Source organism: Peribacillus sp. S4 (assembly GCF_046715815.1).
Classification (GTDB): Bacteria; Bacillota; Bacilli; order Bacillales; family DSM-1321; genus Peribacillus; species Peribacillus frigoritolerans.
Genome location: NZ_CP175708.1, coordinates 1358300 through 1373855, shown reverse-complemented (window position 1 = coordinate 1373855; position 15556 = coordinate 1358300). Strand labels below are relative to the sequence as shown.

General features: G+C 41.8%; 14 protein-coding genes and 1 pseudogene. 5 read left to right on the top strand and 10 right to left on the bottom strand.

Translation table 11 applies throughout. The features are described from left to right. Positions 1 to 25: 25 nt before the first annotated feature. Entirely contained in the window at positions 26 to 1258 is a 1233-nt protein-coding gene (locus ACJ9PY_RS06625) for a multidrug effflux MFS transporter (protein WP_371748519.1), read from the bottom strand. Positions 1259 to 1805: 547 nt separating this feature from the next. Beyond that, on the bottom strand, positions 1806 to 2783 hold the full coding sequence (locus tag ACJ9PY_RS06620) for a 2-hydroxyacid dehydrogenase (RefSeq protein WP_239860565.1): 978 nt from the start codon (positions 2781 to 2783) through the stop codon (positions 1806 to 1808). A gap of 307 nt (positions 2784 to 3090) precedes the next feature. Between ACJ9PY_RS06620 and ACJ9PY_RS06615 the strand changes: the two genes are divergently transcribed. Both ACJ9PY_RS06615 and ACJ9PY_RS06610 read left to right on the top strand, forming a co-directional pair. Then, positions 3091 to 4077 carry an MBL fold metallo-hydrolase gene (locus tag ACJ9PY_RS06615; RefSeq protein ID WP_411739678.1) on the top strand — a complete coding sequence of 329 codons (987 nt, stop codon included), beginning with the start codon at positions 3091 to 3093 and terminating at the stop codon, positions 4075 to 4077. Positions 4078 to 4242: 165 nt separating this feature from the next. Beyond that, the gene (locus ACJ9PY_RS06610) at positions 4243 to 5439 is read left to right on the top strand and encodes a M14 family metallopeptidase (protein WP_063577030.1); all 1197 of its coding nucleotides are present in this window, start codon (positions 4243 to 4245) and stop codon (positions 5437 to 5439) included. Positions 5440 to 5575: 136 nt separating this feature from the next. Here ACJ9PY_RS06610 and ACJ9PY_RS06605 read toward each other — a convergent pair whose 3' ends face one another. Beyond that, a complete protein-coding gene (locus ACJ9PY_RS06605) occupies positions 5576 to 6547 on the bottom strand; it encodes a TRM11 family SAM-dependent methyltransferase (RefSeq protein ID WP_098864065.1) in 972 nt (323 codons plus the stop codon). Positions 6548 to 6693: 146 nt separating this feature from the next. Next, a complete protein-coding gene (locus ACJ9PY_RS06600; protein WP_278088982.1) occupies positions 6694 to 7785 on the bottom strand; it encodes a CotH kinase family protein in 1092 nt (363 codons plus the stop codon). A 154-nt stretch (positions 7786 to 7939) separates the two neighbouring features. Between ACJ9PY_RS06600 and ACJ9PY_RS06595 the strand changes: the two are divergent. Both ACJ9PY_RS06595 and ACJ9PY_RS06590 read left to right on the top strand, forming a co-directional pair. Then, a pseudogene (locus ACJ9PY_RS06595) lies at positions 7940 to 7993 on the top strand (hypothetical protein); the annotation flags it as partial. A 22-nt stretch (positions 7994 to 8015) separates the two neighbouring features. Next, entirely contained in the window at positions 8016 to 8399 is a 384-nt protein-coding gene (locus ACJ9PY_RS06590) for a hypothetical protein (RefSeq protein WP_411740339.1), read from the top strand. 259 nt (positions 8400 to 8658) lie between these two features. Here the strand turns inward: ACJ9PY_RS06590 and ACJ9PY_RS06585 are convergent, their stop codons facing one another. Genes ACJ9PY_RS06585 through ACJ9PY_RS06575 form a run of 3 tightly spaced genes read right to left on the bottom strand, consistent with a single transcriptional unit; the run spans position 8659 to position 11406 of the window. Continuing rightward, positions 8659 to 8970, bottom strand: a complete 312-nt coding sequence (locus ACJ9PY_RS06585) for a DUF3870 domain-containing protein (RefSeq protein ID WP_034315474.1) — start codon at positions 8968 to 8970, stop codon at positions 8659 to 8661. A gap of 28 nt (positions 8971 to 8998) precedes the next feature. Further along, a complete protein-coding gene (locus ACJ9PY_RS06580; RefSeq protein ID WP_283930826.1) occupies positions 8999 to 10204 on the bottom strand; it encodes an acyl-CoA dehydrogenase family protein in 1206 nt (401 codons plus the stop codon). 14 nt (positions 10205 to 10218) lie between these two features. Further along, positions 10219 to 11406 (bottom strand): CaiB/BaiF CoA transferase family protein, encoded by a 1188-nt coding sequence (locus tag ACJ9PY_RS06575; protein WP_278088984.1) that lies wholly within the window; start codon positions 11404 to 11406, stop codon positions 10219 to 10221. A 443-nt stretch (positions 11407 to 11849) separates the two neighbouring features. Here ACJ9PY_RS06575 and ACJ9PY_RS06570 point away from each other — a divergent pair, with 443 nt between their 5' ends. Beyond that, positions 11850 to 12788: a DHH family phosphoesterase gene (locus tag ACJ9PY_RS06570; RefSeq protein ID WP_283930203.1), complete on the top strand. Its 939-nt coding sequence runs from the start codon at positions 11850 to 11852 to the stop codon at positions 12786 to 12788. A gap of 117 nt (positions 12789 to 12905) precedes the next feature. On the opposite strand, the gene ACJ9PY_RS06565 is transcribed toward ACJ9PY_RS06570, so the two are convergent. Genes ACJ9PY_RS06565 through ACJ9PY_RS06555 form a run of 3 tightly spaced genes read right to left on the bottom strand, consistent with a single transcriptional unit; the run spans position 12906 to position 15491 of the window. After that, positions 12906 to 13922, bottom strand: a complete 1017-nt coding sequence (locus tag ACJ9PY_RS06565; protein WP_098864075.1) for an aliphatic sulfonate ABC transporter substrate-binding protein — start codon at positions 13920 to 13922, stop codon at positions 12906 to 12908. A 41-nt stretch (positions 13923 to 13963) separates the two neighbouring features. After that, positions 13964 to 14716: an ABC transporter permease gene (locus tag ACJ9PY_RS06560; protein ID WP_034314377.1), complete on the bottom strand. Its 753-nt coding sequence runs from the start codon at positions 14714 to 14716 to the stop codon at positions 13964 to 13966. Further along, complete coding sequence (locus tag ACJ9PY_RS06555) at positions 14649 to 15491, bottom strand: ABC transporter ATP-binding protein (RefSeq protein ID WP_057278916.1); 843 nt, start codon at positions 15489 to 15491, stop codon at positions 14649 to 14651. Before ACJ9PY_RS06555 ends, ACJ9PY_RS06560 begins: the two co-directional genes overlap by 68 nt. Positions 15492 to 15556 lie beyond the last annotated feature (65 nt).

The following is a 15556-nucleotide window of genomic DNA, read 5'->3' as shown; positions in this document are numbered from 1 at the left end:
CACAACAGGATTTCAGCTTTTCTTTTTAAGCAACTCGCCTTAACCCGCGACGGGCAAGGAGTAAATAAGCGCACATGGCGATGACATGACAACTTACCATCACAATTCCCATCGGCAAGGGAGACTCACCTGAACCTAACCCCACCAGGGGAGCCATTAGCGATCCTAATATGAAGGGAAGCAAGCCAATTAAAGCCGAGGCACTGCCTGCCGTTTTTTTCTGATTTTGCATCGCTAAAGAAAAACTCGTTGTACCGACAATACCGACGCTGGAGACGGAGAGGAATAAAGCCGCCAAGATTCCGGCCAAGCCCATTTCGAGAAGGACTGAGGCCAGAAGTAATATTCCCCCAAACAAAGCTAGGCATAACCCCATTTGAAGCAATCTTTCTTCTTTAACCTTGCCAGCCAGCTTCCCGGCAACTTGTGAAGCGATGATGATCCCAACCCCGTTTATTGCAAAAATCAGGCTGAAGGTCTGTGGGGAAACCCCATAAATGTTCTGGAGAACAAAAGGCGATCCGGAAATATAAGCGAACATTGCAGCACTTATGAATCCTTGTGCAAAAGCATAGCCCATAAACACACGATCCTTCAATAAGTTCCCAAAAGTCCTGATCGTATCATTTACCCCGCCAGCACTCCTGTGATTGGACGATAAAGTTTCCTTTATCCCAAAAAATGCAGCCGCAACCATAATGATACTTAATACTGAAATGACAATGAAAACGCCCCGCCAAGAAGTGAACTGCAAAAGTTGACCGCCAAAAACCGGAGCCAATATCGGTGCCGCCCCATTCACCAGCATTAACATGGAGAAGAACTTGGTCAAATCCGTTCCTGAAAAAAGGTCACGAACTATGGCCCTTGAAATGACAATGCCTCCCGCTCCCGCAATACCTTGGATAAAACGTAATAATAAAAGCAATTCAATGGTTGGAGCAAAAGCGCATAACAGAGATGAAATGCAATAAATGGATAAAGATATGATTAACGGTGAACGCCTACCTTTTGCATCACTTAGAGGCCCTAAATAAATTTGACCCAAAGCCAACCCTAACAAGCAGGCAGTCAAGCTTAGCTGCGCTAACGACGTACTGCTTTTCAGATCCTCTGCCAGTGTGGGGAGACCCGGTAAATACATATCAAGTGACAGTGGTCCAATCGCTGCAAAAGACCCTAGCATAAGAGCCATCAACAGCCTTTTGGATTTAGTCATTTCGTTGCCTGATGATATCGTTTCCTTCATTTCAATCATTATTAACCCTATCCCTTTCAACTAATTGTTCTTCCTAATAAACTCGACTTTCTTTATTTTACAAAAGATCGGCACAATTTACGATAAGTATGCTCCACTTGAATGGGATTCTTCCTTTCGGCACTCAGGTAAGCACAGGTGCATCAAAACTCTGAAATCTTCTAAAAAGGACAAATCATATTTCAGAAAATATCATTTGAGAATACTACGAACCAAAGAAACACTATTACATTCCCCATAAAAAAATGACCCCATTTTTGGGGTCATTTCAGATTGTAGACAAACTTGAAGTGAAGAGAGATTGCCTGCGCTTTTTTATTTAAAAAAGGTTGCCGGTGATTTCAGAAATCCGCTCCCTTTCCGCCGACTGTCTGCCAAGCCTCCTTGACGCATGCGTCTGTGGGGTCTCGGCAAGCCAGTTATTCGGCAGGAGTGTCGCAAATTTCTTCAATCCAATAAGGGTTATAGTAAAAAAACATGAAGGATAGTCTATTCTTGTTTTAGAATCTTTGTTCGGGATGAAACCAATCCGAACCCCCTTTTAGCGTCATTTTGATTTATTCAACAATACTAAATTACGGGGAGTATCACCAGTTAATCCGTCCACCAAGTTTTGTACAGCAAGAGTTGCCATTTTCATTCTTGTGGCAATGCTAGCACTCCCGATATGCGGTAATGTAACCACATTGGGCAAAGTTAGCAGCGGGTGGTCCAGAGGGACGGGCTCTTCTTCGAATACATCCAATCCAGCCGCCCAAATCTCTCGATTTTCCAGCGCCTGGTACAACGCTTTTTCATCGATAATTCCGCCTCTTGCGGTATTAATGAGCACAGCCGTCCCTTTCATCAATTCCAGCTGCTCCTTGCCAATCATATAAGCCGTTTCCGCTGTGAGCGGCAGCATGACACAAACGAAATCCGAGATTTGGAGCAATTTTTCAAGGGGCTGATATTCGATTCCTAACTCTTTTTCCTGTTCATATTTACGGCTTCGATTAAAATAAACTAAGTTCATATCAAATCCCTTAGCTCTTTTTGCAAGAGCTTCCCCAATTCTGCCTAACCCGATGATACCCAGCGTTGCACCGTGTACATCTTGTCCTGTCAGCTGCATCGGCGACCATGTTTCCCACTTTCCACTCCTTAAATAATCTTCTGCCTCCATCATCCTCCTTGCCGTTGCAAGCAGTAAGCCGAAGGTTAAATCAGCTGTTGTTTCCGTTAAAACCCCCGGTGTGTTCGTTACCATGATGCCCCGTTTTGTTGCACTTTGAACGTCAATATTATTATGGCCCACTGCCATATTCGCGATGATTTTCAGATTGGGTGCCTGTTCAATCAGTGACTCATCGATTTGTTCCGTCAATAAGCAAAGCAGCCCCTCGACTTCTTTCATTTCTTCTACAAGGACTTTTCTAGGGACCGGTATATCCTCTTGATCCCACATCCTGACATCATAATTCCGACTAAGACCTTCGATGATTTGTTCTGGCAATTTCCTTGTAATATAAATTTTTGGCTTCAAACCAAAACCTCCTATTCCGTTTCGTTCCATGGAACACATTCAGTTTTCATTACAATAATTAAATTTAAAGAATATTGGCTAAATGACTAGCTTGTTTATTCAATTTTAAAATAAACTAGATAAATAGACCATCCATTTCCAATCAATTTTACTATTAAATTTCTTGATTGCCTGGAAGCTTCCGCTTGACAGTTTCAATTCATTCAACCAATCATGGAATAATAACCATTTACATCTATTCGGTCATTAGTAATATCGCAATTTTCCAGATAAAGTTTATCTCGATTTAGGAGGATATGGGACGTTCATGAAAACGAATACAACATTTAAAATTTATCCAATTATAGCTCCAAGCGCTTTATCTTTAAAAAGTATAAACTTTTATTTAGTTAAACAGGATGAATCTTTAACATTAGTCGATGCAGGTATGAATGATGACGTTTGCTGGAATGCACTGCAGCAAACATTAAACGAAAATGGATTTACAGTTGGGGACATCACGGAAATTTTGTTGACCCATCACCATGGAGACCATGTTGGTTTGGTCAACCGGATTACCGAACTCCATCCGATTCCAGTTTATGCCCATTCTAAATCCATTCCCCGTTTAAAAAGGGACCCTGATTTCTTAAGTATGAGAATTGAATTTTATAAACAGCTATACCTTGAGATGGGCTGTGGTGAACTTGGAGATAAACAAGTGGCTTACCTATTCAACGCGGTCGATAATAATAAAGATCAAAAACTGAATGGTGACATCATCGCAATCACGGAAAAACACTGGCTGAATTTTGAAGTGGTCGAATTTCCCGGGCATGCCCCGGATCAAATTGCTTTCCTTGACCGAGAAGGGAAACGGCTTCTTGCCGGTGATTTATTGATTGAACATATCTCAAGCAATGCCTTGATCGAACCTGATGAAAACGGTAATAGAATGCTGACTCTTGTAGATCATATCGATTCATTAAAACGATGTTCAGCATTACAGGTGAATCTCCTATTTCCTGGTCATGGTAACGTGATTGAACAACCCGGTCATCTGATTGAAAAAAGACTCAACAGCATAGAGAGGAAATCACAAAAGATCCTGGCCTTGATAGAATCCGGAATTTCTACAGGCAATGAACTGGCAAAGGAGTTTTACAAACAAAAGTATATAGCAGAATTCCCGCTCGTCATGTCAGAAATCATCGGCCATTTGGATTATTTGGAATATCAGGGGAAGGTCACGAAACAACTCGTTGGAAATGTAGTTCATTATCAAGCTAAATCACATCAAAAAAGGCTGAATTGAAAAAGTCCCCTCTTAGCAGGGACTTTTTCATGGAAAATGTACAAAATAATTGAATCTGAAATACTAGGCCTTTTTGGGTGTTTTAATGAATCTAACAGGAAATCGATTAGAATGTGAAGAATTTATTATCTGAATATTAAATATTTTCAGAATAGGGGATTTGCTGTGAAAAGAAAATTTTTAAAGGTTTTAAGTTCAACAGTAGTAGCCGCAACATTACTTGGCCCAAATGTCAGCTTAGCTGAAAGAGGACCAAATCCGACAGGTGGAACGAACCTTTCTACCGAAGCATTCCTAAATTATGACGAACTTGTAAAAGAATTAAATCAACTTGAGCAAGCGAGTGCAGGGATAGTCAATGTAGAAGTGGCCGGAAAAACGAATCAGGGCCGTTCCATTCAAAAAGTGACTGTCGGTCATGGTGACAAAGTCGTTCTTATTCAAAGTGAAATTCATGGAAATGAAAAAACAGGAACTGTCGCGTTATTGAACATTCTTAAAAACCTTGGTCAAAGTAACTCGCCTGAGGTAAAGAAAGTTCTTGATGAACTAACAATTGTTGCCATTCCAATGATGAACGTAGACGGCTCAGAGCTTGATCGTCGTGGAAATGAGATGAAATGGTCTGAAGTTGTAGGTAAATTCCCCCAACTTTCTAATGCAAAACCTACTTGGAACTATTACACTACTCCCAGATCAGGAGACGACTATGCTAGCAAACCGGGATTTGATGTTAATCGTGACTTCAATCCAGACCTAAATTATGTACCAAAACCTCAAGACTTCCCGGGGGCATCTGAAAAGCCAGGCTGGTTTATTACCCCCGAAGCGCAAACGCTCCGTGACACATATAAAGGGTTAAAATCGAAATTCGGGAAAGTGGATGTTTTTATCGATCTTCATCATCAAGGATTCCCATATCTCGAAGGAACTGATGAGCGTGCAACTATGTCAATATCGGGTAAATTCGTTCCTAACCCAAGCACTCCAGAAGGTGCTAAATATGCAGAGTATGCAGATGATTTCAAATATGATTTCTCCCGTCAGTTAACACTTACTGCGTATAATGCACTGCAAGCAAAGGGGAATTCAGTTTTCACAAATATTTCATTATATGATCAATCCATTGACCTGCCAGGAACTGCTTTAGGGACGTTTGCTTTAAACGGAAGTGGGACGGTTCTATTTGAAGTTAGTGGTCAAACACAAAACTTTGGGCAAAAAAAGAATGGCCAGCTCGTAAAAACGGTTGAAACGGGGCTAATGGGTATTATCAATGGCGTAACAGATGGATCGGTTCATAATCTTAATCCATCAGACTATGAAAAAATTCCTGAAAGTTCATCTACACCCGGAATCTAGTCGATTTTGAAACTTAATTGTAAAGGGGACTTGTCCGCCATCTGGCATCGGTTGAATATCGAAGCCAGATGGCAGCAAAGCCCTTTTTATTTGTCTAATTGACACTGAAATTTCAGCCTTTTCTTGCTGAAGATACTTACACGCACACGACAATCTCTCTGGAAAAAATGCCTTTCCTGGCAACACATCGATCAGCAATCTCAAATCCAGCTTCTTCAATCATATGATCCATCGTATCGATCGTTACGACAACGACCTTATCAGCAAAGCTCCTTGCGTGCTTAAGGATTGATAGCTGATCCTCCGGCGTCGCATGTGTATATAGATTATAAGGCATATCGATAATCGCTACATCATATTTACTGGTGACCTCCGAAATCGGACCTGTAGTTACATCACCTTCGAGTCCGAAATAGGCAATGTTCTCCCTTGAACCGTCGGTAACAAGCGGGTTGATATCCCGGCCATCAATATTGATCCCCATCGAAAGGGCTTCCACCAATACCGTTCCAATTCCGCAGCATGGATCAATTGCCTTCACCCCATCCGGATGTGGAACGGCAATGTTGGCAATGGCCCTCGCCACTCTCGTGCTAAGCGCTGTTGAATATTCACGGGGCTTCTTCATATGTTTTAACCAAACCGCTTCAGGTTTGACATACTTCCCAAAATACCAACGACCGCCAAGCGTCACGATTCCAAAGACCTGATCAGGGTTACGCACATCGGCATTTCCCTGAATGTGCCAGCCAATCTGACGTTCAATTTCACGCTGTCCATCATAATCGATCTTTGCTTCTTTATTCAAATCATTAATTTTCACGAATAATACTTTGAATGTCGAGTCAGGCAAATGAATACCTTTTACTTGCTCAACGATTTCGGATATGCTTTCCCCTTCAAACATGATGTCGACCCGCCCTTTTATAAAAGGGCTCCTGCTCGGTTCAATGGCTATATCACTTTTCAAAATATCCCCTGAAGTCTCAAAGCCAAAGAAAGAACGCATCTCCATTTTAGATAATGAGCGTTCGTCAGGGGTGCATGTAAATGTATATATATATGCCGGTTTGCGGCTATGATTAGTCAATCCATTCCCATCCTTCATTACTTTAGATTATACCTTTCTATCAAACATAGCTGTAATAGTATAGAAAAGCAAATGGAATCGTGCAGAAAAAAACAGGAATGCTTTTTATTCAGCATTCCTGCCACTATATTTTTCATTGTTCCATCTCTAAACGAAAGGAATTATTAATCCAATTTATACAGGTGGCTATTTATATACTTCGCACGGGCCTCAATGAATTTCAGGATGAATTCGGGCTCATCATCAAATTTCTCCTTATTCCCCTTGATATATGGATCTTTTGATACATATGGCCTTAATTGATCATGCATTTCCTGAATGATAGGTTTCATATAGGCCACGGTATAATGATTGTTCAAAATCTCCTTAAGAAGTTCTTGGTACCTGACACGAAATCCCCTTACATCAAGGATTCTAGCAGTCAATGTATTGAACCCCCCGATTCCCACATAATCCTCTTCCATCACTTTCCCGTTAACATCCCTGCCCCATGTCGCATCATAATCCCATGGAATTATTTCAAATAGACCGGTATCTCCATTTCGATACAAAGCATAGTTATGAACGAACCCATCATAGTTTTGCGTGAATATGACACCGGCCAGCCAGCGCAGATACTTTTCCACATCGACATATTTTACGATTTCCTTTTCAAAATCCACTCTTGAAATTGTATTGATTTGGAGGATCAGCTCTTGTAAATATAATTCCTCCTTTTCTGTCCCGCATTTTTTTTGATAGCCCATCTCCAATGATTTTTTGATTCCTTTATCCAAATCGCTCATCAATGAGAAATTGGCATCACCATCCACTGCATAGAAAATGGACCCATTGGGGAGCCCCCTTTTCTTCAAATAATATTCATCCACTGATTCCAATTCCAGATATATTCCCTCGTCCTTTCCGTTTAGATTTAGGAAAACGAACTGGGCTTTCGGTGATAAAGTCCCTATATCTGCAAAAAAATCTAAAGATAATTTATTTCTTAGTAAAGATTTATCTTTATATTCGGCATTTAAATGAACTTCCTTGGCATTCTTAAAAGTATTAGGTTTATAAAAGACTACATTATAGGATTTTTTCCGAAAACTTCGGATATGTGAGCCACGGTAAACAATATCAATATCAAGTTTTTTTTTGTTGATCGTTAACTTTGCAGGTAAAGGATCATTGCACCATATATCTCTGCGAAGCTCCATTAAATTAACTGGTGGAATAAAAAGCTGATACACAGGCAGCTTCTTGTCAGCATTCATATAACCTAACCCTTCCCTTTCACTTTCCTATTAAATTATGGAAAAAAGGCGAGGGGTGTCACCAAAAACAAATATTTAATAAAAATGTGCTATTATCCCTGGCATATTACGTACAAGCGCATAGTTTAACGTATAGAAAGGGGGATATATAAATATGTCTGACATCAATCGTGATATACAAAATGCGGTGGATAGAGCTAATTCCTTCGGGTTAAGCGATTTCATGCATAATGACCCATGTTCAAAAGGCCGTTCTTCACGTAAAAACAACAATAACAGGCGAACTTCCCGCAGAAGCACTAAACGTTGCACGAGCAGGAATCGGTCCACTTCCGGCACGCAAAGGCGCTCTTGCTGGAAACGGAGATCTACATGCAGCACACAAAGGCGCACTAGCAGGAGGAGGTCCACTTGCAGCACACAAAGGCGCACCAGCAGAAGGAGGTCCACTTGCAGCACACAAAGGCGCACCAGCAGAAACCGGTGTTCCATATGCAGCAGACAACGGCGCTCCAACAGAAACCGGTGTTCGTCCAACCACTGCAGTTGGCTTTGCGGCAATAACTTTCGCAATAAACGGAAAAGGTGCTTCTAGTTTCATGGTACCGTTTTAATGTATAACTAATATTTTTTTGCTGGATATTAAGCTTTACTTTAAAGTCCAAATTCTATAAAAAAACACAAAACTCGTCCTATAGGGGCGAGTTTTGTGTTTTTAAAATTATCACGATCGTTATATCCATTCAAATGTCCCGTTCCTTAAACAATAAAACACTGCCATTTATAGTGACAGTGGACTTATTTGCCATGTACCTGAACCTATAAAAAAGGATCCTACCCTCTTACATACGGTAGGACCCTTTTCGGTTTCACTTATTTAACGGAGACCAATTCGAACTGTGCATACACATCCTTCAGCCCTGCTTGAATGGCTTGACCAGCCTTCCCACGATAATGAATTTGCACACGATCAATCAATTCTTCGATACCATCTTTCAGGCAATAACCGCGCAGCAGTTGACGGATGAATTCCCTGCCATGCTCTGTAGCAAGCGTACAGGAAGCCTCGACTATTACTCCATATTTAAAGTCAAGCTCCACCGTGATCGTGATTGAATCATATATATTTCTCGCTGCCATCCCTTGTGGAAGTTTTGCATGCCCTGCAATAAAGTATGTGTTCATCATCTGATTTGATCTCCTCTATCTATAGTTAATGTACGGAAACTTGCTCGAAGGGCCATGCAGGCAATTGCTTGCGAAGCTCTTTATCTTGTCTATAGCCAAGTGCGTATTCACCCTGCATTACAGTATGAATCTCACGGGTTCCTTCGTAAATGACCGGAGCTTTTGAATTCCGCAGAAAACGTTCGACTGGATATTCATCCGAGTAGCCATAGGCACCATGAATTTGAACAGCATCATTGGCCGCTTCATTAGCAGCATTACATGATATCCACTTGGCAAGTGATGTTTCCTTCGTATTCCTTTTTCCTTGATTTTTCAAGGTGCCCGCTTTAAAGACCAGCAATCTGGAAATCTCTAAATTTGCTGTCATCTTGGCAATCATCTGTTGAACGAGCTGATGCCTGCCAATCTCTTTTCCGAATGTGCTTCGTTCATGGCAATACTTCAAGCTTGCTTCCAGGCTTGCTTCTATTAACCCTACAGCACCTGCGGCCACTGTAAACCGGCCGCTGTCCAATGCCGACATGGAAATTTTAAAGCCCTCACCTTCTTCACCAAGCCTATTCTCCACCGGAACTTTTACATCCGTTAAAAAGATCTCGCCTGTATTCCCTGCACGAATTCCTAATTTTCCTTTAATGGCTTTCGACTCCACTCCCTCGAAAGTCCGTTCCACGATAAAGGCAGTGATTCCCCTTGAACCGGCATCATGATCCGTCTTGGCGAAAATGAGGAAATGATCTGCATGATCACAGAGCGAAATCCATGTTTTTGACCCGTTTAAGATATAATGGTCCCCAACACGTTTTGCCGTTGATTTCATTGCCGCTACATCAGACCCTGCATTCGGTTCAGTCAGCCCAAAAGCACCAATCTTGATTCCTTTTGCCTGGGGTACTAAATATTTCTGTTTTTGTTCTTCCGTCCCCCATTGAAGCAGGGTCATGCTATTCAACCCTGTATGTACAGAAACTGCAGTTCGGTAAGCCGTATCTCCTCGCTCCAGCTCTTCACAAACGATGGCTAGGGTATTATAATCCATTCCGACCCCGCCATACTCTTCGGGTATACACACGCCCATCAACTGCAATTCAGCTAACCTTTTTAAAATATGCGGCTGGAATTGACCTTGCCTATCCCACTCTTGAATATATGGAATAATTTCCTTATCCACAAATTTCCTAACCACTTTCTTCACACTTTGCTGCTCTTCTGTTAATTCGAAATTCATCATTAAAATTCCTCCTAAATAATTTTATTTTCCTTGAATTTGCTTATTTGATCTGGACTATATCCTATTTCAGCCAAAATGGAATCGGTATGCTCGCCATAGAGAGGCGGATGCTTTCTCATGGTAACCGGTGTTTTTGAAAGGTTCAGGGGAGATCCCGTCACTTTAAGATCTTCGATTGTGGGATGTTCCATACTCACCAACATGCCTCTTGCGATGATTTGCGGATCCTCGAACATCTCTGCTATATCATTAATCGGACCATTCGGTATCCCTGCATCATCAAACAGCCTTTTCCATTCCTTCTTTGTCTTACCTCTCAACGAATCCTCTATTATCGGTATTAATTCTTCCTTGTTTTGCAAACGTTTTTCATTATGTTTAAACTGTTCCTGTTCCGCTAAATCAGGTCTGCCTATAACGGTTGAAAATCTCCTGAACTGATCATCATTTCCCACAGCCACGACAAGCTCTCCATCCCTTGTCCCGAACGTCTGGTATGGAACGATATTTGGATGTTGGTTCCCCATTCTTTCAGGGGTCAAGCCACTGAATAAATAGTTGCTGGCGACATTCACCAATGAAGAAACCTGACAATCCATCAATGAAATATCAATTTCCTGGCCTTCCCCCAATTTATCCCTATGATGTAAAGCGGATAAAATGCCAATGCATGTATACAAGCCAGTCAATATGTCAGCTATGGCCACTCCGACCTTCACGGGACTCCCATTTTTCTCTCCGGTGATGCTCATCAAACCACTCATCGCTTGAATGATATAATCATAGCCTGGCAAATCTTTATAAGGACCGGTTAAACCAAATCCTGTAATCGAAGCCATGATCAGTTTGGGGTTGATTTCCTTTAAATCCTCATAACCCAACCCCAGTTTTCCCAATGTGCCTGTCTTGAAATTTTGAATCACTATATCCCCTGAAGCCACCAACTTCCGGAAAATCTCTTTTCCTTCCTCAGATTTTAAATTCAAGGTCATGCTTTGCTTATTTCGATTTGCACATAAATAGTAAGCGCTTTCCCCTTCGGCGAATGGCGGCCCCCACCCTCTCGTTTCATCCCCTGATTCATGATGCTCGATTTTAATGACATCGGCACCCAAATCGCCGAGAATCATTGAACAAAACGGCCCCGCCAAAACACGGGATACATCGATAATCCTGACTCCCTCCAAAGCTCCATTCATATCATCACCCCTTTCAAACTGTCGTGGATACACAAAAAAGAGCCAGTAAAACCAACAATGTCATTACATTGAATGTTTCACTGACCCTTATCCACGAACTGTCTTCCTGCAAAGGAAGATCAAGTGAACCAAGTCAATTTTTATGGATTCCAGTTTTTTATGTCAAGCCGGCCATGCAACAAGGTAACTTGTTGTCATCGGTTTGGTAAATTAAGTATAGTTGTATTTTTTGAATTTTGCAATAATTTTGTTTGAGTGTTTTATTACATCTGTTCCGTATACTTTCCGTATGCCTCAGGACTCCCCCCCATCCAAAGTAATCGGAATTGCCTTTACTCGTTTGGCATGTGATGATTGAATAGATATAACTGTCAATATATGAATTTTACATATTATCAATCGTCGCACTGCATACAAGGAAAGCTTAAAAAGGGGATGGCGCTATGGACAATAAAAAAATGGAAATAATCGAAGCGATCAAGAAATACCACACAATCATCATTCATCGTCATGTAAATCCGGACCCGGATGCATTGGGATCACAACTCGGTTTAAAGAAGCTATTGAAGGACTCCTGCCCTTCTAAAGAAGTCTATGCGGTAGGCGAGGAAGTGGACAAGCTTCTATTCATAGGTGATATGGATGTCATTTCCGATAACAAATATAAAGGTGCCTTAGTGATTGTTTGTGATACTGCCAACATTTCACGGATCAGTGATTCCCGATATGATCATGGAGACATGCTGATCAAAATTGACCACCACCCCGAATACGAACAATTCGGGGACATTTCTTGGGTCGACCCTTCTTATAGCTCTGCAAGTGAAATGCTTGTTGATTTATTCTTGGAATTTCCAGAAGGGTTCATCATGAATAAAGAAGCGGCTAAATCTTTTTATGCAGGAATACTTAGTGATACAGGGAATTTCACGAATGGGAATACAACTCCCAGGACATTAAAAATGGTTTCGCACTTAAGAACCTATAATATTCAGCCAGAAAGAATCCATAACAGCCTTAATGTTAAGCCGAAAAACGCTTCCCGACTTCAAAAAGACATTCTCATGAGCTTCAAGGTAACTGATAAAGGGGTAGCTTACTTCATTATTACGGACGAGCTTTTAAATATGTATGGGGTGGATCGACTCGAAGCTTCGAATTTAGTCAATACGCTATCAAGTGTCAGGGACAATAAAATCTGGGCTTTCTTCATCGAATACCCTTCTGAAATCCGTGTCAGGATACGTTCACGGAATATTCCCATCGCATCAGTCGCACGTCAATTCAATGGTGGAGGACATTCACTGGCTTCAGGCGCTACCATCCATTCCTGGGAGGAGGTTGATCATGTTATCCAAGCATTGGATCAAATCTGTCCATAAAGGAAGTTCATGACCTGAGGTGTTTATATGGAGGATTATTTCCCCGCTTAAATAAAATGGATTAATCCGGCCTTTTAAAAAAAGCGCCAAAGCCAGGATGGCTGAGGCGCTTGCTTGTTATTTGGACACTTCTTCAAGAATTGATAAATCGATCATGCCTTTTATATCACTGCTAGGGATATAACCGGCTTCCTTGCTTATGTCGGCCATTTCTTGAATGACTTGCTCATTAACTTCAGTTGTCACTTCAAGGCGTGAAAATGCTGAAGCCACTTCTTCTTTGCTTAATTCTTTTCCAGTCAGTTCCTTCAAATGCTTAATAACCAGTTCTTGGCTTTCTTCAGGATTTTCCTGTATGAACTTCACCGCTTTTTCATGCGCTTTCAAATAGGAAGCAGCGAACCCCTTTTTATCCAAGAACTTCTGGCTTGCAGCCACTACCGTGTTAGGTGAATCTTTTCCCCATGCAAATTGATCCCAGTCAAGCACCAGCTTTCCTTTTGCCTGGTTTTCCAATACATACCCCCATGGTTCCTGGGTCGCTGCTGCATCGACAGACTTTTGAACAAAAAGGGCGGTTGTGTCAGCAGGTGCTGCCGCATACAGTTCAACTGTGCCCCCATTTGTAGTCGGTTTTAAATCTACATCTTGAAGGGCCTTCCTAAGCATGACATCCTGTGTGCTTCCAATAACGGGAATCGCTACCTTTTTACCGGCCAGATCTTTTAAATCCGTAACCTTGCTGCCTTCGCTAGCCACAAGTACGGCACCTCCATTAACAGCCCCGGAGATCAGGTGGTATTCAGGGTTTTTCACGTAAAAGTTAAGCAATGGACCAGGCCCGACCGTTCCGACATCAATGGCGTTTGTGGCCATTGCTTCCATGAATAATCCTCCATTGGCCACTGTTTTGGTTTCAATCTTGACATCTTTACCGAACTCTTCTTCGAAAAAGCCTTTTTCAAGTGCAATGATCGTTGCACTGTGGGTTAGGTTAGGAAAATAACCAATTTTCACGGATTTCCCCCCGGACCCTTTCCCTTCTTCATCATTACTGCTGGATTGAGTGCATCCGCTTACTATTCCGATTAACAAAACAGACAGAATAAGGGCAAAGAATGATTTTTTCAGCATATTTTTCTCTCCTTTAAAACTATTATTTTATTAAACTACCGTTACTTCACTCCCCATTTCAGTTGAACATTACGTTCAAGACGGGAGAAGACGACATTATCCACGATTGTTCCGATGATTGCGATGATGATCATCACGGAGATGACCAAATCCATTTGTCCAAGTGATCTGCCCATTTCCAGCAATTGGCCAAGACCGCCTCCCCCGCCAAGTAATTCACCTGCCATCAATGCACGCCAGGAAAAGGCCCATGCAATTCGGAGACCGGATATTATTTGCGGGACGGATGCTGGTAAAATCACCGTGCGAAGAAAATGAAATCCGGTCGATCCATATGTTTTGGCAACCCGCTGATACAACTGGGGTACATTCCGGAAGCCACTTGTTGCATTAACCGTCATCGTCCAAGTTGCTCCGATGGTGACGATGAAAAGGATCGAAAAATCATTCAATCCAAACCAAATGATCGCTAAAGGGAACCAAACGATACTCGGAATGGACTGTAAAGCCGTCACGACGAATCCTAAAGTGTCTTCGACCAATTTAAAGCGCCAAATGAAATATCCTAATATCAGACCTACTATAATGGCAATCATAAAGCCGATCAGAATACGGCCAAGGCTTTTTCCGATGGCTTCGGTTATTTGTCCGCTCATCAGTCCCTTAAACAGAGTTTCCAAAACCTGAGTCAGGCTTGGGAACATGAAATCCGGAAGACTGGAAAGTCTAGATGTGACTTCCCATATCCCCGCTATCATCGCGATGAATATGATTCGTCTTAAAGCTGTAATCATTCCCCATTTCCTCCTTCAGCACTTTTTCAATTTCCTCCTGCAAAATCGATAGAACCCTTTGTTCTGTATGCAAAGTTACACTATCCGGCATAACTCCATCTTTCATGGAAGGAACGGAAATCGTCTCTTTGATTTTCCCGGGACGGGTAGCAAAGACGATAATTTTTTCGGAAAGCTGAACAGCCTCGCGAATATTATGGGTAACGAAAAAGATCGTCACTTTAGTTTTTCTCCAGATTTCGAGCAGCTCTTTATGCAAAACCATCCTCGTTTGCTCATCAAGTGCGGAGAATGGTTCATCCATCAACAGGATATCCGGTTCCATCACCAACGCTCTTGCGATGGCTACCCTCTGTTTCATTCCTCCTGAGAGTTGATGAGGATAGGAGTCAACATATCGGCTGAGGTGAACCATCTTTAAAATGTCCAATGCCTTGGCTTTTGCCTCTTCTTTGGGCATTTTCTTTATCTTCAATCCGTATGTAACATTTTCAAGTACTGTCAGCCAAGGAAATAAACCCGCCTCCTGAAACACGACAACCCGTTCCGGACCTGGCTTCACCACTTTTTTCCCAGCTACACGTATTTCACCCACATCTGCTTTATCAAGGCCGGCAATCAGATAAAGAAGCGTGGATTTACCACATCCTGAAGGGCCGACGATTGAAACGAAGCTTCCTTTCTCGACCTCTATGTTTATCTTATCGAGCACCTTTATGCTTTCTTTCTTTTCATTCTTAAAACTTTTTTCAATGCCATCTATTGTTAAATACATAAAGTCACCCCACTTTTATATCGCATCGATTTACTAAACATTATTTCTTAATAATGATTAATCCA

Excerpts from the sequence above, each read along its gene's own strand:
- ACJ9PY_RS06575 (WP_278088984.1), bottom strand. The coding sequence starts at position 11,406 with ATGAATGGAGCTTTGGAGGGAGTCAGGATTATCGATGTATCCCGTGTT.
- ACJ9PY_RS06625 (WP_371748519.1), bottom strand. The coding sequence starts at position 1,258 with ATGATTGAAATGAAGGAAACGATATCATCAGGCAACGAAATGACTAAA.
- ACJ9PY_RS06590 (WP_411740339.1), top strand. The coding sequence starts at position 8,016 with ATGACCCATGTTCAAAAGGCCGTTCTTCACGTAAAAACAACAATAACA.
- ACJ9PY_RS06560 (WP_034314377.1), bottom strand. The coding sequence starts at position 14,716 with ATGATTACAGCTTTAAGACGAATCATATTCATCGCGATGATAGCGGGG.
- ACJ9PY_RS06585 (WP_034315474.1), bottom strand. The coding sequence starts at position 8,970 with ATGAACACATACTTTATTGCAGGGCATGCAAAACTTCCACAAGGGATG.
- ACJ9PY_RS06615 (WP_411739678.1), top strand. The coding sequence starts at position 3,091 with ATGAAAACGAATACAACATTTAAAATTTATCCAATTATAGCTCCAAGC.
- ACJ9PY_RS06570 (WP_283930203.1), top strand. The coding sequence starts at position 11,850 with ATGGACAATAAAAAAATGGAAATAATCGAAGCGATCAAGAAATACCAC.
- ACJ9PY_RS06565 (WP_098864075.1), bottom strand. The coding sequence starts at position 13,922 with ATGCTGAAAAAATCATTCTTTGCCCTTATTCTGTCTGTTTTGTTAATC.
- ACJ9PY_RS06600 (WP_278088982.1), bottom strand. The coding sequence starts at position 7,785 with ATGAATGCTGACAAGAAGCTGCCTGTGTATCAGCTTTTTATTCCACCA.
- ACJ9PY_RS06605 (WP_098864065.1), bottom strand. The coding sequence starts at position 6,547 with ATGAAGGATGGGAATGGATTGACTAATCATAGCCGCAAACCGGCATAT.
- ACJ9PY_RS06555 (WP_057278916.1), bottom strand. The coding sequence starts at position 15,491 with ATGTATTTAACAATAGATGGCATTGAAAAAAGTTTTAAGAATGAAAAG.
- ACJ9PY_RS06580 (WP_283930826.1), bottom strand. The coding sequence starts at position 10,204 with ATGAATTTCGAATTAACAGAAGAGCAGCAAAGTGTGAAGAAAGTGGTT.